At 60.9% G+C, this 21365-nt stretch carries 21 protein-coding genes; 19 read left to right on the top strand and 2 right to left on the bottom strand.

Annotated elements, in window-relative coordinates; genetic code table 11:
* Position 1: 1 nt before the first annotated feature.
* The 15 genes from sctE to TK06_RS11855 all read left to right on the top strand — a co-directional run bounded on the left by sctE (position 2) and on the right by TK06_RS11855 (position 13330).
* The gene (sctE, locus tag TK06_RS11925) at positions 2-1783 is read left to right on the top strand and encodes a type III secretion system translocon subunit SctE (RefSeq protein ID WP_063322246.1); all 1782 of its coding nucleotides are present in this window, start codon (positions 2-4) and stop codon (positions 1781-1783) included.
* Between the two features lie 255 nt (positions 1784-2038).
* Entirely contained in the window at positions 2039-3148 is a 1110-nt protein-coding gene (locus tag TK06_RS30835; RefSeq protein WP_238992626.1) for a cell invasion protein, read from the top strand.
* Between the two features lie 10 nt (positions 3149-3158).
* On the top strand, positions 3159-4259 hold the full coding sequence (locus tag TK06_RS11915) for an IpaD/SipD/SspD family type III secretion system needle tip protein (RefSeq protein ID WP_063322245.1): 1101 nt from the start codon (positions 3159-3161) through the stop codon (positions 4257-4259).
* Between the two features lie 34 nt (positions 4260-4293).
* Complete coding sequence (locus TK06_RS11910; protein WP_238992625.1) at positions 4294-4539, top strand: acyl carrier protein; 246 nt, start codon at positions 4294-4296, stop codon at positions 4537-4539.
* A gap of 313 nt (positions 4540-4852) precedes the next feature.
* Positions 4853-6034 (top strand): winged helix-turn-helix domain-containing protein, encoded by a 1182-nt coding sequence (locus TK06_RS11905; RefSeq protein WP_086936641.1) that lies wholly within the window; start codon positions 4853-4855, stop codon positions 6032-6034.
* Positions 6031-6504, top strand: coding sequence for a transglycosylase SLT domain-containing protein (locus TK06_RS11900; protein WP_063322242.1), 474 nt, complete (start codon positions 6031-6033; stop codon positions 6502-6504). Before TK06_RS11905 ends, TK06_RS11900 begins: the two co-directional genes overlap by 4 nt.
* A 119-nt stretch (positions 6505-6623) precedes the next feature.
* Positions 6624-7802 (top strand): PrgH/EprH family type III secretion apparatus protein, encoded by a 1179-nt coding sequence (locus tag TK06_RS11895; protein ID WP_063322241.1) that lies wholly within the window; start codon positions 6624-6626, stop codon positions 7800-7802.
* A gap of 3 nt (positions 7803-7805) precedes the next feature.
* On the top strand, positions 7806-8069 hold the full coding sequence (gene sctF, locus TK06_RS11890) for a type III secretion system needle filament subunit SctF (protein WP_063322240.1): 264 nt from the start codon (positions 7806-7808) through the stop codon (positions 8067-8069).
* Between the two features lie 59 nt (positions 8070-8128).
* A complete protein-coding gene (sctI, locus tag TK06_RS11885) occupies positions 8129-8437 on the top strand; it encodes a type III secretion system inner rod subunit SctI (RefSeq protein WP_063322239.1) in 309 nt (102 codons plus the stop codon).
* Positions 8434-9153: an EscJ/YscJ/HrcJ family type III secretion inner membrane ring protein gene (locus TK06_RS11880; RefSeq protein WP_063322238.1), complete on the top strand. Its 720-nt coding sequence runs from the start codon at positions 8434-8436 to the stop codon at positions 9151-9153. The genes sctI and TK06_RS11880 overlap by 4 nt, the downstream gene beginning before the upstream one ends.
* Positions 9154-9157: 4 nt before the next feature.
* The gene (locus tag TK06_RS11875; protein WP_238992624.1) at positions 9158-9706 is read left to right on the top strand and encodes a secretion system protein; all 549 of its coding nucleotides are present in this window, start codon (positions 9158-9160) and stop codon (positions 9704-9706) included.
* Positions 9678-10388, top strand: a complete 711-nt coding sequence (locus tag TK06_RS11870; protein WP_063322237.1) for a hypothetical protein — start codon at positions 9678-9680, stop codon at positions 10386-10388. The genes TK06_RS11875 and TK06_RS11870 overlap by 29 nt, the downstream gene beginning before the upstream one ends.
* Entirely contained in the window at positions 10378-10806 is a 429-nt protein-coding gene (locus tag TK06_RS11865) for a hypothetical protein (protein ID WP_063322236.1), read from the top strand. Before TK06_RS11870 ends, TK06_RS11865 begins: the two co-directional genes overlap by 11 nt.
* Before the next feature lie 41 nt (positions 10807-10847).
* Entirely contained in the window at positions 10848-12212 is a 1365-nt protein-coding gene (locus tag TK06_RS11860; RefSeq protein ID WP_238992623.1) for a hypothetical protein, read from the top strand.
* Between the two features lie 98 nt (positions 12213-12310).
* On the top strand, positions 12311-13330 hold the full coding sequence (locus tag TK06_RS11855; protein WP_063322235.1) for a quinone-dependent dihydroorotate dehydrogenase: 1020 nt from the start codon (positions 12311-12313) through the stop codon (positions 13328-13330).
* Between the two features lie 310 nt (positions 13331-13640).
* Here the strand turns inward: TK06_RS11855 and rmf are convergent, their stop codons facing one another.
* A complete protein-coding gene (rmf, locus tag TK06_RS30830) occupies positions 13641-13856 on the bottom strand; it encodes a ribosome modulation factor (protein WP_003223300.1) in 216 nt (71 codons plus the stop codon).
* A gap of 531 nt (positions 13857-14387) precedes the next feature.
* On the opposite strand from rmf, the gene rlmKL reads away from it, so the two are divergent.
* Positions 14388-16658, top strand: coding sequence for a bifunctional 23S rRNA (guanine(2069)-N(7))-methyltransferase RlmK/23S rRNA (guanine(2445)-N(2))-methyltransferase RlmL (gene rlmKL / locus TK06_RS11850; RefSeq protein ID WP_063322234.1), 2271 nt, complete (start codon positions 14388-14390; stop codon positions 16656-16658).
* Between the two features lie 142 nt (positions 16659-16800).
* Positions 16801-19185, top strand: coding sequence for a sensor domain-containing diguanylate cyclase (locus TK06_RS11845; RefSeq protein WP_063322233.1), 2385 nt, complete (start codon positions 16801-16803; stop codon positions 19183-19185).
* 96 nt (positions 19186-19281) lie between these two features.
* On the opposite strand, the gene dacB is transcribed toward TK06_RS11845, so the two are convergent.
* Positions 19282-20748 (bottom strand): D-alanyl-D-alanine carboxypeptidase/D-alanyl-D-alanine endopeptidase, encoded by a 1467-nt coding sequence (gene dacB, locus TK06_RS11840; RefSeq protein WP_063322232.1) that lies wholly within the window; start codon positions 20746-20748, stop codon positions 19282-19284.
* A gap of 41 nt (positions 20749-20789) precedes the next feature.
* On the opposite strand from dacB, the gene TK06_RS32440 reads away from it, so the two are divergent.
* Together TK06_RS32440 and TK06_RS11835 are read left to right on the top strand one after the other, a co-directional pair.
* On the top strand, positions 20790-20990 hold the full coding sequence (locus tag TK06_RS32440; protein ID WP_153044839.1) for a hypothetical protein: 201 nt from the start codon (positions 20790-20792) through the stop codon (positions 20988-20990).
* On the top strand, positions 20980-21321 hold the full coding sequence (locus TK06_RS11835; protein ID WP_063322231.1) for a YggL family protein: 342 nt from the start codon (positions 20980-20982) through the stop codon (positions 21319-21321). The genes TK06_RS32440 and TK06_RS11835 overlap by 11 nt, the downstream gene beginning before the upstream one ends.
* The last annotated feature ends 44 nt before the right edge of the window (positions 21322-21365 follow it).

Here is a 21365-nt window from a genome sequence, read left to right as displayed (position 1 = left end):
CATGACTGACATAGGAAGCACCCGTAGCGCTCCCTTCCTGGGGGGAATGAGCCGCACCGAAGCCTTTGAAAAGTACGGCGCGGCGGCCAGCAAGGCCGCCAGGACCACGGACTATCAGGAGGCCGGTCGCAAAGCCCTGGCGGACCTGATGTCAGTGCAATACGACGGTCACGATGGCCGCTCCGCGCCCAGTACGGGTCGACCGGTGCTGCACGCGCCACCGCCGCGGGCCGATGGCAACAAGCAGGAAACCAACGGTGACCTGTTCACCCTGTTGATGGCGATGATTGCCGAGCTGATCAGTGAGGTCGACGTCAACAAACTGAAAAACCGACTGGCGATGTTGCAGAGCATGGCCGGTGCCCGCCAGCAAGGGCTTGAAAACCTTTCGGCCGAATACGCCGCCGCCGTCCAGGCCATGGCGGATGCCGAGGGGGATGTCGGCAGCAGCCAGGAGCAACTCGATCGATTGCACGAGCGGGTCCTGCATTTCCAAGGACTGCTGGAAGACAGCGAAGCGCGGCTGGCGCAGTTGGACCCAGACTCGCCCGAATACGCCGAGGAGCTGGCCCGTCGCGATCAGCTCAAGGGCGAACTGGCGAGCCACACCCAAACGTTCAGCGCAGCGACCGCCGCGCACCTGAAGCTGATTGAGATCGCCAATACCTTTGCCAAAACCTTGAGCGGGGTGATTGCGAAAGTGGTGGTGTCCGGCGGCGCAGGCCCCGACCAAAAGGAAACCGACGAAAAAGCCCTCAGCAGCAGTGCGCTGGCCTTGCTCAACCGCTTGAAGATCATCGAGTTGCTCGGTGAGGCGGCGCAGAACAAGGAGGAACTGAGCCAGGAGCTGTTCCAGGAGTTGCAGGTCAAGCTTCAGGAGTACATGAAGCGTGAGTCGGATAAATACCTGGAGGAAGTGCGCAAGGCCGAGGCGTTGCAGAAAACCATGGGCTGCATCGGCAAGATCGTCGGGGCGATATTGTCCGTTGTCGCCATCGTTGCCGGGGTCATGACCGGCAGTCTGCCGCTGATCGTGGTTGGGGTGGTTGGCCTGGGGGTCATGCTGGCCGATGTGATAGTCGAGCAAAAAACCGGCAAGTCGTTCATGGCCGAGGCCATGAAGCCGCTGACCGTGGCCATGCAGGAAGCCATCCGGCGGTTCAGCGAGATCTACACCCAAATGCTGATCGACCTGGGCGTCGATGAGGACACGGCGAAGAAGGTAGGGAAAGTCGCCGGCATGATCCAGGGCGTCATTTCGACGCTGGCCGCCGTTGCCCTGGTGGCCATCGTCGGGGCGCAGGTGGTCGGGCCGATGGTCAGCGCCGTCGCCTCGAAACTGGGGTCGGTGGTCGCCCAGGCCGCGCCCGCCGCAATGCAAGCCATGAAGCAGGTGGCAACCTCGGTGGGCAAATCGGTGACTCAGATGCTCACGCAGCTGCGCAGCTTGGTGACCAACGGCGCCGATGCGGTATCGCTGGCCCGTTACGCCGCCAACCTGGAGATCGCCCAGGCCGTCACCGAGTTCGGCCATGTCGCGGCGCAGGGCGTGATGCAAATCGAGGCCGGTCGGCATCAGGCCAAAGCGGCCGTGCATTTGGCCGATGTGCGAGTGCGTATGGCGATCAGCGAGGAAATCAGCAAATACCTGACCCAGGTAGTCGACGACTACGGCCAGGCGATGCGGGAGCGAACCCAGCAGGTCGAACATTTGTTAGCCGATCTGCGAGGCAGTCACAACGCCATGCTGAACATGGTTCAGAACTTTCGAAATCACGGATAGCAGGTACCTACGATGAAGGCTATTGACACTTCGAGCACGCATGTTTTTGTCCTCAATGCAGGGCAAGACGTGTTAACCGCTCAAACTGAATCTTCAAACCCCCTCAAAAGGAAGTCCCTCTCCGATTCAGCGGTTTTCGGCGAGATCACCGCAAGACAAGTCCTCCAGAACCCCAGCATCACGGCGCCTTCAGCTGCGGAGCTGGAGAGTGCGATCAACGCCTACCAGCCCACCGAGTCGGACTGGCAGGACTTCATGGCCGCCTCGATGATGCTCAGTGATGAAGTGCGCAACGAGCTGATCTTCGATCCAGGCGCCTGGGAGAAACACGCGAACGTACTGGTGGCCGCGATCATCGCGCTGAACATCGCGCGGGTCGCCAACGCTCAACTGCGTGGACATTTCAGCGTCATGGCGTCCGAGGCGGCCAAGGCCCAAGGTGCGGCCATTATCGAGTCAGGCGAGGCCGCACGGAACAGTGCTATTACGGGGGCGATCGTGTCCGGTGCGATCTCCGGGTTTGCCCTGCTCAAGACCCTCCATGGCCAGACGTTGAAGCATGCGGATATCAACCTGCACAAACGCAACGCCATGGACGCTCGCAATATCGAACGCGACCTCAAGCTTGAACGCAGTCGCAGCGAGTGGAATCCGCAGGGCACCTACAAGATCAAGACCCTTGATGATTTCGGTCGCGCGAAGACGGTCGATTTCAAACCCAGCGGTTCACCCCGGCCAGCCGAGGACCAGGCCTGGTTCGACAAGGAAATCCTCAAGGCGCAGGAGGTCGGTCGCAACGCCAAGTGGCTGAGCGAGACAGACCCCCAGAACCGATTGAACCTGCACAAGCCCAACGCCCTGAACGCCAGGAACATCGAACGCGACCTCAAGCTTGAACGCGACCGCACGGACTGGAACTCGGACACCACTTACAAGATCAGGACGTTCGACGCGTTCGGCCGTCCGACGCTGTTCGATTTCAAACCCAAGGGGTCGCCCCTGTCAGCAAAGGACCAAGCCTGGTTCGAAAAGCAAATATCCAACGCGCAAAAGGTCAGCGAGACCTCCGACTGGCTGAGCCAGATGGGCTCCCGGGGTATTGAAAGGAAACTGGAGATCGGCCGCGCCCTCAGCGCCATGGCGACGAACCTGAGCCAGGTGGTCTCAAGCATCGTGCGCCTGGCTGAGTACACCGCGCGGGAGAAAGAGGTGCTGCAGCAAAGTGCGCAGAACAGCCAGAAGAGCCTGGGGGATGAAGTCGCTCAGAAGGACGCGGCCGATGCCGCATTGCTGCAAAAACTGATGGACATGGTCATGCAGCTTTTTCAATCACGCAGTGACGTTATTCGCGCCGTGACGGCTTGAGGAGAGGAATATGGAAATCACCAGATTCATACAGACGCCCGTGGTGTTGCTGCCAAACATCGACGCCACGGTCGATACGCCGTTGCCTGTGGACATTCCCGTTGAAGTACAAACGGTCAGCTCTCTGACACAGTTGCTCGACCGCTCCGTGAACGCACTCAATCGCAGCCTCGCCAATCTGCTCAGGGGCCCGTTCAACGCCAAGTCGCTGGAAGGCATGACCACCGAGTCCATGGCGCAACTTATCCCGGAGCTTCTCGAACAGATCCACGCCAAGCGCGATCGCTCACACCTGTGGGCCCAGCGCGTCCGCCAGTGTTGTGCGGTGATGAGCCACAGCATGAAGTCCACGCTTCTGGACGACAGTCGACTGCGCCAGCTCAATGAGGAACAAGGCGAGATCCTGCGCAGCCTCAAGCAAGCCGTGGACCAGGACAAACCCTTCGAAATCGCGGAGGCCCTGGATGCCGGGATCAATTCCTCCAATGACTTCTTCGAAAAACTGCTCGAGCTGATCGACCTGATCAAGAACGGCTACCTGGCCGGTTACGAACACATCATCAAGGCCTATACCGACTTCTTTGCCGATTTCAACGCTCTAATTACCGCGAAGATGAAGGACTGGGTGGAGGGTGCGAACGACGGTAAAGAGGTCGAACTGAATGTCGACGCACTACGCGACGCATTGACTACGTTGCTCGAAAAGTACACTCATCCCAACTCCGAATCTATGCTTTTTCCGAACCCTGACAGTGTCGGAGCCAGTAAGGAAGAGGCCGAGAAATGGCTCAAGGCACTGGGCCTGCCTGCCAGTTGCCTTAAAAAGAATCCCCCTCCAGGCAGTGGCTGGTGCGTGGTCATCGACACCAGCCCATTGACGACGATGATAAGCAGCCTGGCGTCGTACAGCGGCACAGTGAAGTGGGATACCGCCAAGTACAACCAATGGCAAACCGGCTTCAACGCCCAGGAAGAACGCCTGAAAAACATGCTGCAGTCCCTTACCCAGAAGTATTCGAATGCAAATTCGTACCATGACAACTTCAACAAGACACTGTCGGCGCATTTGAATCAGTTTGCGGATATGTTGAGGGCGATGTTGAATTTTTAACTTCACGACTGTGCGGTGATCGATGAGTGCGTCAGTGACTGAAATATGTATCGAGTCGGAAGTGATAAAGCTGCTGTCTGGCTATTTTTCGACGATCCAACGGAAGATAAGCAGGCATTCGCGGTTAGTGGAGGATCTGAATCTCGATTCCGTGGATGTGGTGGAAATCATCATGATTGTTGACGAAGCATTTAATGTTGAACTGCCTTCACATGAGGTGGAGGCTTGGAGGTCGGTGGTCGATATCATCCATTCGGTTGAGGCTGCGAGAGGCGCTTGATGGAGCGATAGCCGCCGTGAGCAATTTGCGGCGGTGACGCCTTAATTGCAGAAGCCTCTCTTCTTGGCCTCCCCCGAGGGCCCTACGTTGTATGTCGTGGTTTCCTACATCAATAAGATTGGAAGCCCTACGGAATCCCCCCACACATCTTCCTATAGTCACGCAGCTCGTCACCCCGAGCCTACCCCACAGGCTCAATCGCGCTCAGTAACTTTCTATAGAGAAGTCCCAGAGTATGGACAGTGCAACTGAACAAACGCCGGTGAAGTCATTCGTTTTTGACCACTGGCTATTGCAAAGCGATGGAACGCTGATGCGAGATGGACAAGGAGTTCATGTTCCACCCAAAGAGCTGCACGTACTGCGCCTGTTGTTGCAGTCGGCGGGTACGATCGTCAGTAAGGATTATTTGCTGAGCCATGTATGGTCCCAGATGGATGCAGCGGAGGAGTCGCTGACGCGCTGTATCTACGCTTTGCGCAAGTTGCTCAAGGAAAACAAGGATTACATTGCGACGGTCTACGGCCAGGGTTATCGATTCACCGGTTCAGTGGTTGAACTCGACGTGCCGAGTCAGACGGGGGCGGTGGCGCCTTCGCTGGCTGTCTTGCCTTTTCGCCACCTGGAAGAGACGGCAGCGTTGGATCTGCAGGATGTGATGATCCGTCAGTTGACCACGGCGTTCGGTGAGGCCTTGCGTGTGATGCCCTCGGGGGTGATCGCGACCTATGGGGCATTGGAGGATGTGCGCTCGCTGGCCGGGCGGTTGTCGGCGGATTACTGCTTGAGTGGGCGTTTCATCAGCTCGGGCGGGCAGCGACTTTGGTCGGTGGAGTTGATTCGTGGCAGCGACCAGGCGCTGGTCCACGGGCAGACGCTGGACGCCCATGATCCTGGCGAGGCCCTGGGTGCATTGACGTGTCTGGTGGCCCAGCGTGTCGCCGGGTTGCGTCCGGTCGGTGATCGTTGTGGGTCGTATCCGGTAGCGGTGGCGTATCTCAACGGGCTGTGCAGCGTGCAGCAGCACACAGCGCAGAGCCTCGGCGATGCCGCTGTGCTGTTTCGCCAGTGTTTGAAACTCGATGCCGGCTACGCGCCGCCCTGGTGCGGTTTGGCGGATGTGTGGCTGGGGCAGGCGCTGATGGGCCTGGGTGACCAGAAGCGCGCCATCGAAGAGGCGCATTCAGCGGTTTCCAGTGCCTTGGCGCTGGACCCCGGCAGTCTCCCGGCCTTGACGCGCCTGGCGTTGCTCACCAGTTTGCGTGGCTGCGAGGAGGCTGCCCAGGTGTTGTTCCGGCGTTGCCTGTTGTCGGCGGATCAGGCTGACGTGCTGTATTTTCATGCTTGGCATCATTGGTTATGGCGGCGCAACGAGCAGGCGGCGCAGTTGATCGACCAGTGTCTGCGGCATGACCCCGGTTGTGTCCGGGCGCAGATCTTGCGGGGGCGTATTCACGAACAGCTGACGTGGATCAGCGAGCGGCGCCTGGCATGAGGCGGCGCAGAAGCAAGTGGTTATGCGTGCCGATGTGTCTGGGCCTGGGGCTTGGCATGGCCCAGGCGCATGCCTGGTGCTGGAGCAGGGCGGGGCAGTTGCATGCCATCGAACCCGAGCTGCTGCAAGCGATTGCTGATGTCGAATCCGGACAGCGGCCAGACGCAATCAACCACAACCGCAACGGCACCCGCGATATCGGGCTGATGCAGATCAACAGCATCCACCTGCCCCGATTGAATGCCCAGGGCATTACCGAGCAGCGTCTGCTGGATGAGCCGTGCCTCTCGGTGGAAGTCGGTGCCCAGGTGCTGGCCGAATTCATCGCCCGCTACGGCTACAACTGGACGGCGGTCGGCGCCTACAACGCCGGCCATTCGCCTCACCGTCAAGCGGCGCGGCTTCGCTATGCCCGCAAAGTCTGGAAACGCTATCAGGCGTTCACCCAGGCGCGAATGGCAGCACCGTGAGCCGGGCCGGTCCAGGGATTCTGATCCTTTGCGGGAGGCAATCGGCAGATTTGCATCAGGAACCCTGGGGCCGGCCTTTCTAACCTGCCTGCTCATTTGACTGCCCTGGAGTTAGGACGGTGACAGTCCCGACGGCCCTCCCTCTACAGCCCTGCGTCTTGCGGATACTCAATGGCCCGTTGCAAGGCTGTGAATTCCCGCTGGGTGAAGGCACGACCCTGTTCGTGGTGGGGGCTGTGGATGTGCTCGGGGACGGCGTCCGTTCTGCCAGCGTTCCGGCTGAAACCATCTTCGTTCCCCTGGAGGAGGGTGGCTGCAATTTCGAGGTGCTGGCCGACCAGGCCACGGCAGACGGTGTGCCGTTGCGGTTGCTCGGCGATTCGGTGGAGGTACGCCATTGTGCCTTCCAGGCCAGGGTGCAGATCGGCAGCCTGCAAATCGCCTTGCGTCCTGAACACCAACCCTGGGCGCCCGAATGCCTGGGTCAAGCACCCGAGACGCCGTCCAATGCCGCCGCTCTCGAGCGTTGGCGGGCCCCTTGGATGCGCTGGTGCGCCGTCGGTCTGGCCCTGGTTGTGCTGGTCGGCGTGATGGGGCTTTGGTCGATGCCGGGGCCTGCGCCGGAAACCGATATTCGCGCGCTGATCACCGGCGCCAGTGCCGAGGTTCAGGTGCTGCCGGGGCGCGATCATTCGGTCTACGTCTTTGTGGCTTCCGAACGCGATGCCGGTTGGAGCCGACAGGTGCTGACGCGCCACAACGCCCTGAACGGCAAGGTGCTGATGAGGGACCAGGAGCGTGGTCGACTGGAACAAGTGCTGATCGATCACGATCCGCAACTGGCCTGGCACTTCCTGGACCTCAAGGACCCGTCGACGCCGCGGCTGCTGCTCAGCACCCAGCGCAACCTGCTCACGCCGGACAAGCAAGCGCAACTGCTCGATGTGCTGCTCGCGGCGGCGCCTTATGCCCGCGACGTCGTGGTGCAGATGCAGGATGACACGCTGCTCGCCGACCTGGCGCAGGGCGGCTTGCAACGCCTGGCCCTGGCCTTCAACCGGATCGAGCACGCGGACGGTGTCACGTTCTCCGTCGAGGGCAACCTGCAGGATGCCGAACTGGCCGCCACTCGCCAGTATGTCGACCGCTTTTACCGGCAGTGGGGTGATCGCTACGTGCATTTCACTGTCGAGCTCAAGGACGACGCGCTCAAGGGCCTGTCGTTTCAAACCGGCCCGCAGGGCTACGTCAAGACGAGTGCTTCGTCGTGGCATTTTTCCAACAAACAAAGTAGGTGACGTATGCCTGGTATCCCGATCATGTTTCCCGAATTTCCCGATGATTTTCTCGGACAGCAAGCAGCAGCGTTCGAGCTTGGTGCCCAGGGGCTCAAGGAAGCCCTGGATCTGGCGTTGGATGACCTCAAGACCGATGCCTCTGACCCGTCAAAGCTAGCGGCCTACCAGACCGCGTTTTCGTCGTACACAGTATTCCGAAATGCCCAGACCAACACGGTCAAGGGCTTCAAGGACATCGACATGGCGATCATCCAGGCGGCCCGCTGACGCTGGCTTTTTTCGATTGGCCATCGCCGTGACGATGGCCTTTTTCATGAGTGCATCCTATGTCCATCCTCAATGTTTCCCCTTCCCTCGTTCACGGCTCGACCTTCGTTGAGCTGCGTGGTCCGCAGGAAGGTCCGGTCGTGTCACTTGAGTCGCGCTTGATCGAGGCGTTTGCCGGTTCCGCCGTGGACAGCGGCCAGGAAGTCGCCGCGATCAATCAGTTGCTGCTGCGTCCGGATATCAGCGACCCTGAAGTATTGGCCCAGTTGCAGGAGATGACCGGGCAATACAACGTGGACATCAACTTGCTCAACGTGCTGGTGCGCAAGGCCGTAGGCACGGCAGAAACCTTGTTGCGTGCGTCATGAAAGCGGGCGTGGTGTTGCTGCTGTTGGGCCTGGCGCTGGCGGGGTGTCGCCAACCGAGCCTGCTTGAAGGGCTGGATCAGCAGCAGGCCAATGAAGTGCTTTCGGTCTTGCAACGCAACAACATCGCCGCGGTGAAAGTCGACGCCGGCAAAGCCGGTTATGCGGTGAAAATCGATCAGTCGGATTTTTCCGCCGCCGTCGATCTGCTCAACCTTTATTCGTTGCCGTCCCGGCCACGCCTGCAGGTTGCGGAGATGTTTCCCGCCGATTCCCTGGTGGCCTCGCCCCGCGCGGAAAAGGCCCGGTTGTATTCGGCGTTGGAGCAACGCATCGAACAGTCGCTGGCGGTGCTCGAAGGCGTGGTTTCCGCGCGGGTGCATGTCAGTTATGACCTGGATGCCGGTGAAGGCGGGCGCAAGTCGCCGCCTATCCATCTCTCGGCGGTGGTGCTGCATGAGCGCGATGTGGAACCGCAATTGCTGATCACCGACATCAAGCGTTTTCTCAAGAACAGTTTTGCGGCGGTGGAGTACGAGAACGTCTCGGTGGTGCTGTCCAAGCGCGCGCCCATCCAGCATGTCGCGCCAACGGTTACCGCAAGCCAGGGGCATTCGGGTTGGCCGTGGTGGCTGGCGCTGATCGGCGGGTTGCTGTTGGCCGCTGGTGCCTGGGTCTATCGTCAGGCAAATGCAGGGCGGCGTGATGACGGACGTTGACTGCTTGCAGCAGATTCTCGCTGAGCCTTTGGGGTATCTGCATCCTCAGCGCCTGATGGTGCCCGCGGGATTCGAGGGGGCCGAGGCGTGGAGTTTACTTAACCGGATCGTGCTCGAAGGGCTGGCGATGCAAGGGCCGTGGCGGTCGGTGCCACTGACCGGCGTGGCGAAACAATGGGTTCGTCACTGGCGACGATTGCCTTATATCGCCTTGCTGATGGGTGCTTATCGTTTGATGCCCGAGCTGGCACGAGGCGCTGCGCTGGGTTGCCTGCCGATGTCGGTTCGTCGTTTCGCGGGTTACAGCTTAGGGGGGCGAGGCGGTCTGCCGATCGACCGCTCACCTGTTGCCGTGACGCAGGTTGAAGCGGCTGGCCTCAATGCGCTGTGGAGCTGGCACGAACAGGTTCCCGCCGCGCTGCTTGATCGCCTGGCGTTGCAATTTTCCGAGGCGGTCGTGCGCTTGCATCGGCAATGGCCGCTCACGAAACCCAATCCAAGCCTGTTCTTTCTGGCGGTGCAGCATGCTCGACTCTATCCGCTCCCTGACTGACCTGCCTGTGGGCGAGGACGCGCGCCTGGCGCGTGAGGACATCGCCGCTGCCCGTCGCCGCCAGCGCTTGCAGCGTGAGGCCCAACGCCGCGCCCGCGAGTGTGTCGAGCAGGCCCGGCGCGATGCCGAAGCGTTGCACGCCCAGGCGTTTCAACAGGGTTATGCCGAGGGCATTCTGCGCGCCGCCGGGCAACTGGCGGATGGTTTGCTGAAGTCGCAAACCCTGGGCCTGCAATTGCGCCACGCGCTGGCTCGGGCCGCGCGTGATCTTCTGGCCCAAGCCTTGAGCCAGCCGCAATGGCTGGATGAAATGCTGGAACGTTGGCTGGCCGCACACCCGGTCGATTCGATCGCAGTCCTGCAGGTGCTGTTGCCGCTGCATTGCCGCCCGCGCGGCCATGAACTGCGGGACAGTTTGCGCCAGCAATGGGCCGGCGAGCTGATCCTGGAATATCACCCGCAGGACCGCTACGTGCTGCGGCTGGCGGATCAACTGCTGGAATTCGACGTTGAAACGATCCAGGAACGGTTGGCGCCCAGGTTGCTGGCGAGCATCGCCGCCCTGCCGGAGTCGGCTCGTTCCCTGGACCAGGCATCGTTACAGACCCTGACGGACTTGTGCTCAAGCTTCGTCGAGCGCCCCACCGATTCCACGGCAACCGAGGTCCACCATGAAGATTGAAACCATGAGCGGTTCCAGCGCGCTGGATAGCCGCGTGAGTCCGGCGGTGGAGACGCTGGAAGCGCGCCTGCTGGCTGCCGGTGAGCAAAGCAAACGTCCGGACCCTGAGTTCGAGCACTTGTATCAATTGCTGCTGGCCATGGAAGGGCAGGGCGAGAAGGCGATTCATGAGTTTCTTCGCACACTGCGCGGGGCGGACGGGGAAACCGCTGCGTACCCCACCGCCATGGCATTGAAGACGATCACGCAGCAGGTACTGGTTCGGTTGAAGGACGAGGGCCTGGAAAAGTCGCAGCTCTATAAGGAAGTCCGCGGGGCCAATGGCCTGGCGTTTGCCATGGAAGTCTATGTATTGGGCGTTATGCGTGATGTGTTTCAGCCCATGGGGGATGACGCTTGGGAGAGGAGTGAGTGGTGAGGAGTTTTTGATGGTTTACATAACAATATGGAGAAACAACCATGCAAATTGTGAATGGGGCGAGCGTTCCTACGAGGGCTGTCCAGAGCGACTTCGTTTCATCTTCAAATGGTTCGGCAGGGGCGTTAGAGACGCTTGACGCTGGAAAGCTGGATACTTCGGGGTTTGAACTGAGCCGATTGGGGTCGCCTAAGCAGATCGCAGCGGGTCTTGAGCATTTAGATCGTGCAGCAGCCATTGGATTGGAGAGTCTCGCCACTTATCAGGGGCAGGAAGATCTGGTTATAAGGTCCCGGATTTCCGAATTTGTTGAAGAGGGTAATCTGCCCGCCGAAAGAAGCGGAATTTTTAGCTTTATAGATGAAGGGGCAGCAGGCACCGGAAACCGCGAGGATCGCTTGAAAGCTGTGCTCGAGGCCGGCCTGGAACTGCTCGAAGCCGCCAAAGGGCCAGGGCTCAACCTGCTGAATGTCGCCGGGCACACGGGGATGATCATTGCGCTGGCCACCGGTTTGCGTCAGTACGTTGGCTATCTCGTCGAGCAGGCTATGCGCGAAGGTGATACACCTGAGGCCGCTCGGACATGGGCGACCGTTGCGCTGGCAATGATAGGGCCAGCGTTGACGCTGATGGGGGCTGTCCGCAGGGAGGTCGCAGGGGAGTCGACCTGGAAGTCTTGGGCGGGAAGTCTTTTCATGGCGATTGCTGTGTTTGGAAGCACGCTTGGAGCTGTTCTCACGGGAGCGGCGGCAAAGCTTTTCCCTACAATGGCCGGCGGAGTCGTCTACATCATGGCCCGGGCGCTGGCTCAGTCCTTCTTCACTTTGAAAGACAACGCAGGTCCCGCGAACGCAGCGGTAACCGGGGTTACAGCTGCGGCTTATGGCGCGGTTCAATTTGCGTTGGCAGAACTGGGTAAGGCCATGCCATTGAGTGGTCCTGCCAGGGCAGCCGAGGGGCTTGGTTACAATTTCGGGGCGGACGTTATTCAAGCCGCGCTGAATGCTCTCGGAATGATAGCCGATGTAGCTACCTTCACTGCCTGCAAAAGTTTGGATGTGCTATCACGCAAGTTAGGGCCGGATTCGGTCTTTTCTGATCCGGAGTCTTTACAACAGATGGCCCTGGAGGTACGCGCTGGTGTTCAGTGGCCCACCAGAACGCAATTGGCCGATGCATTCATAAATGTTGCAGGGGCACGCCTTTCGTTTGGGCACACTGTCAGCCTATTCGTAGGTGCGGCAGCAGCTTTGTTGAGTGAGTCCGAGATCGGTGAGGATGCCCAGGGCCATGTTCTCAATGGCTGTTTCGCCGTAATGATGATGCTTCTTTACTTTCCACTCATTTTTATCAACCTAAAGGCAACCGGCCGAACCTTTACTCCGGAGGGTATTAACACGCCTTGATCCAGCCCCAAGAGCGAGCAGCCATAGGTTGCTCGCTCCTGTCCCTTTACCCCGGCTATAATCCCCGCCTCATTTCGTCGATCGAGTCAAACCCACCCATGTACACCCTGGCCCGTCAGCTGCTGTTCAAACTTTCCCCGGAAACCTCCCACGATCTGTCCCTGGACCTGATCGGCGCGGGTGGACGTTTGGGCCTCAACGGTTTGCTGTGCAAGGCGCCGGCGAACCTGCCGGTGACGGTCATGGGCCTGGAATTCCCCAACCCGGTCGGCTTGGCGGCGGGGCTGGACAAGAACGGTGCGGCTATCGACGGGTTCGCCCAGTTGGGTTTCGGTTTCGTGGAAATCGGCACCGTCACCCCGCGCCCGCAGCCGGGTAATCCCAAGCCACGGCTTTTCCGTCTGCCCGAGGCCGAGGCGATCATCAACCGCATGGGCTTCAACAACCTGGGCGTCGACAATCTGCTGGCCCGGGTGGCCGCGGCCAAGTACAAGGGCGTGCTGGGCATCAACATCGGCAAGAATTTCGATACCCCGGTGGAGCGCGCCGTCGACGATTACCTGATCTGCCTGGACAAGGTCTACGCTCACGCCAGCTACGTGACCGTCAACGTCAGCTCGCCGAACACCCCGGGGCTGCGCAGCCTGCAATTCGGCGACTCCCTCAAGCAACTACTGGCCGACCTGGCCCGGCGACGCGCCGAGCTGGCGGTGATGCATGGCCGGCATGTGCCGCTGGCGATCAAGATCGCCCCGGACATGACCGACGAAGAAACCACCCAGGTCGCCCAGGCCCTGATCGAGACGGGCATGGACGCGGTGATCGCCACCAACACGACCCTGGGTCGCGAAGGCGTCGAAGGTCTGGAGCACGGTGACGAGGCGGGTGGGTTGTCGGGTGCGCCGGTGCGCGACAAGAGCACTCATACCGTGAAGGTGCTGGCCGCCGAGCTGGCGGGGCGCTTGCCGATCATTGCGGCGGGTGGGATTACCGAAGGCCGGCATGCCGCCGAGAAAATCACCGCCGGGGCGAGCCTGGTGCAGATTTATTCGGGCTTTATCTATAAAGGACCGGCGCTGATCCGTGAGTCGGTGGATGCGATCGCGGCGTTGCGTTGACTTAAGGCTGGGTGGAACCTTGTGGCGAGGGAGCTTGCTCCCGCTGGACTGCGCAGCAGTCCTGAAACCGGCTGACGCCATTTGCCTGGCTCACCGTGCAATGGCTTTTTGGGGCTGCTGCGCAGCCCAGCGGGAGCAAGCTCCCTCGCCACAACAGTGTTCGCAGCTCAGGCAATGACATAAAGCCCAGGCATTAAAAAGGGCTCCTCGAAGGAGCCCCCTGGGCCGTAGCCCGCCGTCCGGATGGGACGTGCGTGGTTAAATCGATATGGGTGTCAAATTGTCGAGTTCTTGAGTATTAAGCCCTGTGTCAGCCGACGGCGTGAAGTTCGTTGAGTCTATGGATACCCGCAGTGCCGGTCATACCGTCCCAGTTGTCGCCGCGTCCTTCTCGCCAGCCATTGATCCAGGCTTGACGTACCGACGGTAGAGTAAAGGGGCAAAGCTCACGGGATTTACCACCAACGCCATATTGGTAACCACGTAAAAATGCTCTTTCCAACGGATCACGCTTAAGTCTTCTCATAGGGTGTTGCCCTCACTTGTTGACTGTTACTTAGCGTCGACCTCTATCGAGGCCGGGGCAGAATCATTCTGCCGTTGGTGGCTCGTTGCCGGCGTGACGAGCCGAGGTGTTGACGCCGTTGCGACGTCAACCTGTGTTGAGTTCTAACCAAAGCGTCACATGGATGGAATGATCGTTTTGTCATAAGCACGTAACAATAAAGATGTTAGGGCGATAAGTAACTTGATGTTCGTTGACCGCTTTTGAGCAAGACCCCTGTATGATCGGCCCTGCGCCGAAAGGGGTAGGTCTGGCTCGGATGAGAATGTCCCCCTGTTGCACTCGGGTACTATTCGACGAAAGGGTCGAGTTTTCACAATTTGTTGCACAGAATTTTTTTTCTGCCTTCGCATCTAAGCTCTTTTAACCTGAGCGGCGAGGGTGGCACGGCACACTTTCGTGCCACGCGGGTGCTCTTGAGAAAAGCACCTGATTGAACCCGGCCCGGCAATGCGTTGCCCGGTCCACTTAGCCAAAGGCTCTGGAAATCCCATGTCCGATCGTTTCGAACTCTTCCTCACTTGCCCCAAGGGCCTCGAAGGCCTGCTCATCGAGGAAGCCGTCGGGCTTGGCCTTGAAGATGCGCGCGAGCACACCTCGGCGGTGCGCGGCATGGCCGACATGGAAACGGCGTATCGCCTGTGCCTGTGGTCGCGCCTGGCCAACCGCGTGCTGCTGGTGCTCAAGCGCTTCCCGATGAAGGACGCCGAAGACCTCTATCACGGCGTGCTGGATGTTGACTGGCAAGACCACATGCTGGCCGATGGCACGCTGGCGGTGGAGTTCAGTGGCCACGGCTCGGGCATCGACAACACCCATTTCGGCGCCTTGAAAGTCAAGGACGCCATCGTCGACAAGCTGCGCACGCCGTCGGGCGAGCGACCGTCCATCGACAAGCTCAACCCCGACCTGCGCATCCACCTGCGCCTGGACCGTGGCGAAGCCATTCTCTCCCTGGATCTCTCCGGCCACAGCCTGCACCAGCGCGGTTATCGCCTGCAGCAAGGTGCCGCGCCGCTGAAGGAAAACCTCGCCGCCGCCATCCTGATCCGCGCCGGTTGGCCGCGCATTGCCGCTGAAGGCGGGGCACTGGCCGACCCAATGTGCGGTGTGGGCACGTTCCTGGTAGAAGCCGGGATGATCGCTGCCGACATGGCGCCGAACCTGCGCCGCCAGCAGTGGGGCTTCACCGCCTGGCTCGGCCACGTGCCGGCGTTGTGGAAGAAACTCCACGAAGAGGCCACTGCTCGCGCCGCCGCCGGGCTGGCCAAGCCGCCACTGTGGATTCGCGGCTACGAAGCTGATCCACGGCTGATTCAACCGGGTCGCAACAACGTCGAACGTGCCGGCCTGAGCGAGTGGATCAAGATCTATCAAGGCGAAGTCGCCACCTTCGAGCCGCGTCCGGACCAGAACCAGAAGGGCCTGGTGATCTGCAACCCGCCGTACGGCGAGCGCCTGGGCGATGAAGCCAGCCTGCTTTACCTCTACCAGAACCTTGGCGAACGCCTGCGCCAGGCCTGCTTGAACTGGGAGGCGGCGGTGTTCACTGGTGCGCCGGACCTGGGCAAGCGCATGGGCATTCGCAGTCACAAGCAGTATTCGTTCTGGAACGGCGCCTTGCCGTGCAAATTGCTGCTGATCAAGGTGTTGCCGGACCAGTTCGTCACGGGTGAGCGTCGCACCCCGGAACAACGTCAGGCCGAGCGTGAGCAGGCCGCCTACGATCAGGCCCCGGAAGTCCCGCAAGAGCGCCAGTACAACAAGAACGGTAACCCGATCAAACCGGCCCCGGCGCCAGCCCCCGTCGTGGAGCAGGCGCGGTTGAGCGAAGGCGGGCAGATGTTCGCCAATCGCCTGCAAAAGAACCTCAAGTTGCTGAGTAAGTGGGCCAAGCGTGAAGGGGTGGACTGCTACCGGGTCTACGATGCCGACATGCCGGAATACTCCATGGCCATTGACCTGTACCACGATTGGGTACACGTCCAGGAATACGTCGCGCCAAAATCCATCGACCCGGAAAAGGCTTCGGCCCGGTTGTTCGACGCCCTGGCGGCGATTCCCCAGGCGCTGAACGTGGATAAGAGCCGCGTGGTGATCAAGCGTCGCGAGCGCCAGAGCGGCACCAAGCAGTACGAGCGCCAGAGTGCCCAGGGCAAGTTCACCGAGGTCAACGAAGGTGGCGTGAAGCTGCTGGTCAACCTCACCGACTACCTGGACACCGGGCTGTTTCTCGACCATCGACCGATGCGCCTGCGGATCCAGAAAGAGGCCGCCGGCAAGCGCTTCCTCAACCTGTTCTGCTATACCGCGACCGCCAGCGTCCATGCGGCCAAGGGCGGGGCGCGGAGCACCACCAGCGTCGACCTGTCGAAAACCTACCTGGATTGGGCACGCCGCAACCTGTCGCTCAATGGTTTTTCGGACAAGAACCGTCTGGAGCAGGGCGACGTGATGGCTTGGCTTGAGGCCAGCCGTGACGAGTACGACCTGATCTTCATCGACCCGCCGACCTTCTCCAACTCCAAGCGCATGGAAGGCATCTTTGACGTGCAGCGTGACCATGTCCAATTGCTGGACCTGGCCATGGCGCGCCTGGCGCCTGGCGGCGTGCTGTATTTCTCCAACAACTTCCGCAAGTTCCAGCTCGAGGACAACCTCGGCGAGCGTTATGCGGTGGAAGAGATCACCGCCAAGACCATTGATCCGGATTTTGCCCGCAACGGCAAGATCCACCGCGCCTGGAAGATCATGGCGCGTTGAGTCGGGGCTGATTGGATCCACGAAGCCTTGTAATTCAAGGCTTCTAGCCTCGTTGGGGACTGGCTAAAGTGATGGCGAATAGCTATAACTTAGGCTGTGTCCAGGGCTGTGCCTATGCCTGGTTCCTTTCTGAGTTGTGTTTATGGCATTGCATCAGGTGCGTCCCAGGATCCTGGGCTTTATCAGCGAAGACGTGTCGGCCTGGCTGGTCGCTTCGCTGGTCCTGCTGGCCGGTATGTTCCTGACCGGGTTGCTGACTTGGGCGATGATGAATCTGTTCCACCAGCAACTGCGCCAGCGCTTCGAGCTGCAAGCCGAGGAGCGTTTCAGCCGCATTGAGGAACACTTCCAGGACCAGGAGCAACGCCTCGACAGCCTCAGGCGTTTCTTTGCCAACTCTGAAGATGTCTCCAACAACGAATTCCGTGGCTACGCTGACGTGCTATTGCGCCGTACCCGGGCGTTCGCCTGGGCGCCCAGGGTGCTGCGCGACGAACGGCAATCGTTCGAACGACAAGCGCAAGCCGACGGGGCCACTCAATTCACGATCCGCGAGCCGGACGGTAGCGGTGGCCTGCGACAGGCCGCCGAACGGGAGGAATACGCACCGCTGCGCTACATCCAGAGCCAGGCTTCCTACGGGACACCGCTGGGCCTGGACCTGCTTTCCGAACCCTTGCGCCGTGCCACCGTTGAGCGGGCCCGCCAACGAGGCGGGCCGGTGGTTTCGCAGCCATTGGACCTGATGGGCGCCGACCCGGTATTTGCCCGGGGGGTACTGTTGGTCGCGCCGGTCGTCCGGGAGTCGGCCAGCGAACCGTTCGGGTACGTGGTGGCGGCCATCAGCATGCGCCAACTGGCGGGTGACGGGCTGCCAGCGTCCAGTCACGACAATCTGTCGATGCGTGTCATGGACCTGTCTACCGAAAACGCGGAGGAGGCGCTGTTCGAATCCCACAACCCGCCGGGCCGTAGCGATTTGTCGGCGACTCGCCTGTTGCGCCTGGCCGATCGCGACTACCGGGTGGAGTTGCGACCCAGCCGGGTGTTCCTGTCTAGCAATCATTCTTCGGTCACCAGCATGGTGATACTTGGTGGCTTGCTCAGCCTGCTGCTCAGCGCCTTGCTCTATGTACTGGTCAGCCAGCGGCAGCGGGCCTTGAAACTGGTAGAGCAACGCACCCGTGAACTGCGCGCCCGGGAGCAGGAGCTGCGCGGTACCCATGGGCAGTTGCGTGGTGTGCTGGATGCCGCGACTCAGGTCGCGATCATCGCCACGGACCTGCGCGGCGTCATCACCACCTTCAACGCCGGTGCCGAGCAGATGCTCGGCTACCCGAGCTGCGAGGTCCTGCAGAGCATGACCCTGGAAAACCTGCATGTACCGCGCGAACTCCAGGCCCGCGCCGCCCAACTCGGCGCGCGCTTTGGCAAGCCGATTCCGGCGTGCCACGCGATGTTGCTCGAGGGCGGCGAACAGGGCGGGCAACAGGCGCGGGAGTGGACCCTGGTGCGCCGCGATGGCAGCCACCTGACCGTGAACATGCTCGCCACACCGATGCTCGATGACCAGGGGTTGTGGATCGGGCACCTGGCGATCTGCATCGACATCACCGAACGCAAGCGCGTCCACGAAGCGTTGGCTGCCCGTGATGTGTTGCTGAAAAAGCTCAGTGCCCACGTGCCTGGGGGGATCTACCAGTTCAAAATGGATTTCAACGGTCGCTTCAGCGTGATCTATGCCAGCGACGGCATTCGCGACATCTATGAATTGGAACCCGATGTGCTGGTGCAGAACGCCGAGGCGATTTTCTCGCGCATTCACCCGTTGGACAGCACGCGTGTCCGCGCTTCGATTCGCGCTTCGGCCCACACCTTGAGCCCGTGGCGGGAAGAGTACCGGGTGCAACTGCCCTTGCGCGGCCTGCGCTGGGTACGCGGCGAGGCCACGCCCGAGGAACTGCCCGGCGGCGGGGTGTTGTGGCACGGGTATATCTCGGATATTTCCGACCTCAAGCGCGTGGAAGAAGAGCTGCGGGCCTTGTCCGTGACCGACGCGCTGACCGGTATTCGCAATCGCCGCTATTTCCAGGAGCGCCTGACTTCGGAGATGGCTCGGGTCGAGCGCGGTTCCGGAGGACTGGCGGTCATCATGCTCGACATTGACCACTTCAAGCGCATCAACGACCAGCATGGCCACGCAGTGGGCGACCGGGTGTTGCAGGCCGTCTGCCAGCGTGTCGCCCAACGGTTGCGGCGCACCGATGTGTTCTGCCGGCTGGGGGGCGAAGAGTTCGTGGTGCTGTGCCCGGACACTGACAGCGACAGCGCCTACACCTTGGCATTGGAGCTGTGGGAAGGCTTGCGGGCGGCGCCCATCGAGGGAGTGGGGTTTGTCACCGCCAGCTTCGGTATCGCCACCTGGCGCGCCGGGGAGGGCGCCGATGCGTTGCTGCTAAGGGCTGACTCGGGCGTGTATGCGGCCAAGCAGGCCGGACGGGATCGGGTTGAGGTGCAGTTGGGTTAGCCACTTAGGCTGGGTATAGGGGGCGAAGAGTGGGAGCGAGCAAGCCCGCGCCCACACTGTTTTCCAGAGCCGCTGAAATTGCGGCGAATCAAGAGATTAGAGCACCGAAGCCGTCTGTGGCAGTTTCGGCTGGCGGTACAGGTCCAGCAGCACCTGGTCCAGCACCGACGAAGCACCCCAAGGTTTCGGATCGTTGAGGATCGCCACCACCGCCCAGGTGTTGCCATTGATGTCACGGCTGTAGCCGGCGATGGCGCGGACGGTGTTCAGGGTGCCGGTCTTGACATGGGCTTCGCCGGCCATGGCGGTGGTCTTCAGGCGTTTGCGCATGGTGCCGTCGGTGCCGGCAATTGGCATCGAACTGATGAACTCGGCCGAGTACGGGCTGCGCCAGGCGGCTTGCAGCATGGCCGCCATTTCCCGGGCGCTGACCCGTTCGGCGCGGGACAGGCCGGAGCCGTTCTCCATCACCAGGTGCGGCGCGGTGATGCCTTTCTTGGCCAACCACTGGCGCACCACCCGTTGCGCGGCCTTGGCGTCATCACCGTCGGCTTCGTTACGGAACTGTGCGCCGAGGCTCAGGAACAACTGCTGGGCCATGGTGTTGTTACTGTATTTGTTGATGTCGCGGATGATCTCCGCCAGGTCCGGGGAGAATGCCCGGGCCAGCACCTTGGCGTTGCTCGGGGTCGCGGCCAGGCGGTCCGCGCCCTGGATGCTGCCGCCCAGCTCTTTCCAGATCGCCCGCACCGCTCCTGCGGTGTAGGTAGCATGGTCCAGCAGCGACAGGTAGGTCTGGGAGCTGCAACCGTCACCGAGCTGGCCGCCGACGGTCACCGTCACGCTGCCGTCCGTCTGGGCCACCGGGTTGTAGCGCACACCGCCGGCGCATTGCTTGGCGTTGACGGCCTTGACCTGATTGTCGATGCGAATGCTGGCAATCGGCGGCTCCACCGACACCAGCACCCGGCCGCCGTCATTGCGGGCGACGAAGCGCAGGGCCTTGAGGTTGACCAGCAACGAGTCGGGCTTGACCAGGAACGGTTTGTTTTCGTCGTTGCCGTCGTCGTTGAATTCGGGCAGTTGCGGCTGGATGAAGAAGCCGCGGTCCAGCACCAGGTCGCCGGTGACCTGCTGCACGCCGTTGGCCCGCAGGTCGCGCATCAGCAGCCAGAGTTTTTCCATGTTCAGCTTGGGATCGCCGCCGCCCTTGAGGTACAGGTTGCCGTTGAGGATCCCGCCGCTGAGAGTGCCATCGGTGTAGAACTCGGTTTTCCACTGGTGATTGGGGCCGAGCATTTCCAGGGCCGCGTAGGTGGTCACCAGTTTCATGGTGGACGCTGGATTGACCGAGACATCGGCGTTGTACAGGGTCGGGGTGCCGGGGCCGTTGAGCGGCACCATCACCAGGGACAGGGCGTCATTCTGCAGTTTGCTGGCCTTGAGGGCCTTTTGCACATTGGGCGACAGGGCAGTGTTGATCGTGGCGGCGTGGGCAGTGACAGGGAGGGCCAGGGGAAGAAGAAGGCTGGCCAGAAGCAGTGGACGCAAAGATTTGATCATTTGTAATAAAACCCTACGGGCGAGGGGGAAAAGACGAGGACATGAAAATGAACGCCCTCAACGGTCATGAAAGTGTCGGCATTATGCCCCAAGCCGCAACGGCTGGGGCCGTGCCTGAGCCCTTCGGCCGCTATTTTTTACCGACGGTAGGTCGATACACCCGATCAGTCGGGCAATCGGCGCACCAAACTGGTAAAGTGCCGGCCGTTATTACTTATGAGGATTGTTCCAATGGCGACTAACCGTTCCCAGCGTCTGCGCAAAAAACTGTGCGTGGATGAATTTCAAGAGCTGGGTTTCGAACTGAACCTGGATTTCAAAGAAGATCTGGCCGATGAGGCTATTGACGCTTTCCTCGACGCTTTCCTGAAAGAAGCCATGGAAGCCAACGGCCTGGGCTACGTCGGCGGCGACGACTACGGTCTGGTTTGCCTGCAGAAGCGTGGTTCGGTTTCCGAAGAGCAGCGCGCTACCGTTGAAGCCTGGCTCAAGGCGCGTCCTGAGCTGACCAGCGTTGAAGTGAGCCCGCTGATGGACGTCTGGTACCCGGAAAAGCCGATCAATCAGAAGTAAGCTGCAAGCTTCGAGCTTCGAGCGGCAAGTCCAAGCGCTTGAAG

Origin of the sequence: Pseudomonas fluorescens (genome assembly GCF_001623525.1) — a bacterium.
Taxonomy (GTDB): Bacteria; Pseudomonadota; Gammaproteobacteria; order Pseudomonadales; family Pseudomonadaceae; genus Aquipseudomonas; species Aquipseudomonas fluorescens_Q.
The sequence above is the reverse complement of the archived record's forward strand: the minus strand, read 5'-3'. Positions and strand labels throughout refer to the sequence as shown.

Excerpts from the sequence above, each read along its gene's own strand:
- TK06_RS11855 (WP_063322235.1), top strand. The coding sequence starts at position 12,311 with ATGTACACCCTGGCCCGTCAGCTGCTGTTCAAACTTTCCCCGGAAACC.
- TK06_RS11915 (WP_063322245.1), top strand. The coding sequence starts at position 3,159 with ATGGAAATCACCAGATTCATACAGACGCCCGTGGTGTTGCTGCCAAAC.
- dacB (WP_063322232.1), bottom strand. The coding sequence starts at position 20,748 with ATGATCAAATCTTTGCGTCCACTGCTTCTGGCCAGCCTTCTTCTTCCC.
- TK06_RS32440 (WP_153044839.1), top strand. The coding sequence starts at position 20,790 with ATGAAAATGAACGCCCTCAACGGTCATGAAAGTGTCGGCATTATGCCC.
- TK06_RS11870 (WP_063322237.1), top strand. The coding sequence starts at position 9,678 with ATGCTCGACTCTATCCGCTCCCTGACTGACCTGCCTGTGGGCGAGGAC.
- TK06_RS11900 (WP_063322242.1), top strand. The coding sequence starts at position 6,031 with ATGAGGCGGCGCAGAAGCAAGTGGTTATGCGTGCCGATGTGTCTGGGC.
- sctE (WP_063322246.1), top strand. The coding sequence starts at position 2 with ATGACTGACATAGGAAGCACCCGTAGCGCTCCCTTCCTGGGGGGAATG.
- TK06_RS11880 (WP_063322238.1), top strand. The coding sequence starts at position 8,434 with ATGAAAGCGGGCGTGGTGTTGCTGCTGTTGGGCCTGGCGCTGGCGGGG.
- TK06_RS11835 (WP_063322231.1), top strand. The coding sequence starts at position 20,980 with ATGGCGACTAACCGTTCCCAGCGTCTGCGCAAAAAACTGTGCGTGGAT.
- sctF (WP_063322240.1), top strand. The coding sequence starts at position 7,806 with ATGCCTGGTATCCCGATCATGTTTCCCGAATTTCCCGATGATTTTCTC.
- TK06_RS11845 (WP_063322233.1), top strand. The coding sequence starts at position 16,801 with ATGGCATTGCATCAGGTGCGTCCCAGGATCCTGGGCTTTATCAGCGAA.
- TK06_RS11865 (WP_063322236.1), top strand. The coding sequence starts at position 10,378 with ATGAAGATTGAAACCATGAGCGGTTCCAGCGCGCTGGATAGCCGCGTG.
- rlmKL (WP_063322234.1), top strand. The coding sequence starts at position 14,388 with ATGTCCGATCGTTTCGAACTCTTCCTCACTTGCCCCAAGGGCCTCGAA.
- TK06_RS30835 (WP_238992626.1), top strand. The coding sequence starts at position 2,039 with ATGGCCGCCTCGATGATGCTCAGTGATGAAGTGCGCAACGAGCTGATC.
- sctI (WP_063322239.1), top strand. The coding sequence starts at position 8,129 with ATGTCCATCCTCAATGTTTCCCCTTCCCTCGTTCACGGCTCGACCTTC.
- TK06_RS11860 (WP_238992623.1), top strand. The coding sequence starts at position 10,848 with ATGCAAATTGTGAATGGGGCGAGCGTTCCTACGAGGGCTGTCCAGAGC.
- TK06_RS11905 (WP_086936641.1), top strand. The coding sequence starts at position 4,853 with ATGCGAGATGGACAAGGAGTTCATGTTCCACCCAAAGAGCTGCACGTA.
- rmf (WP_003223300.1), bottom strand. The coding sequence starts at position 13,856 with ATGAGAAGACTTAAGCGTGATCCGTTGGAAAGAGCATTTTTACGTGGT.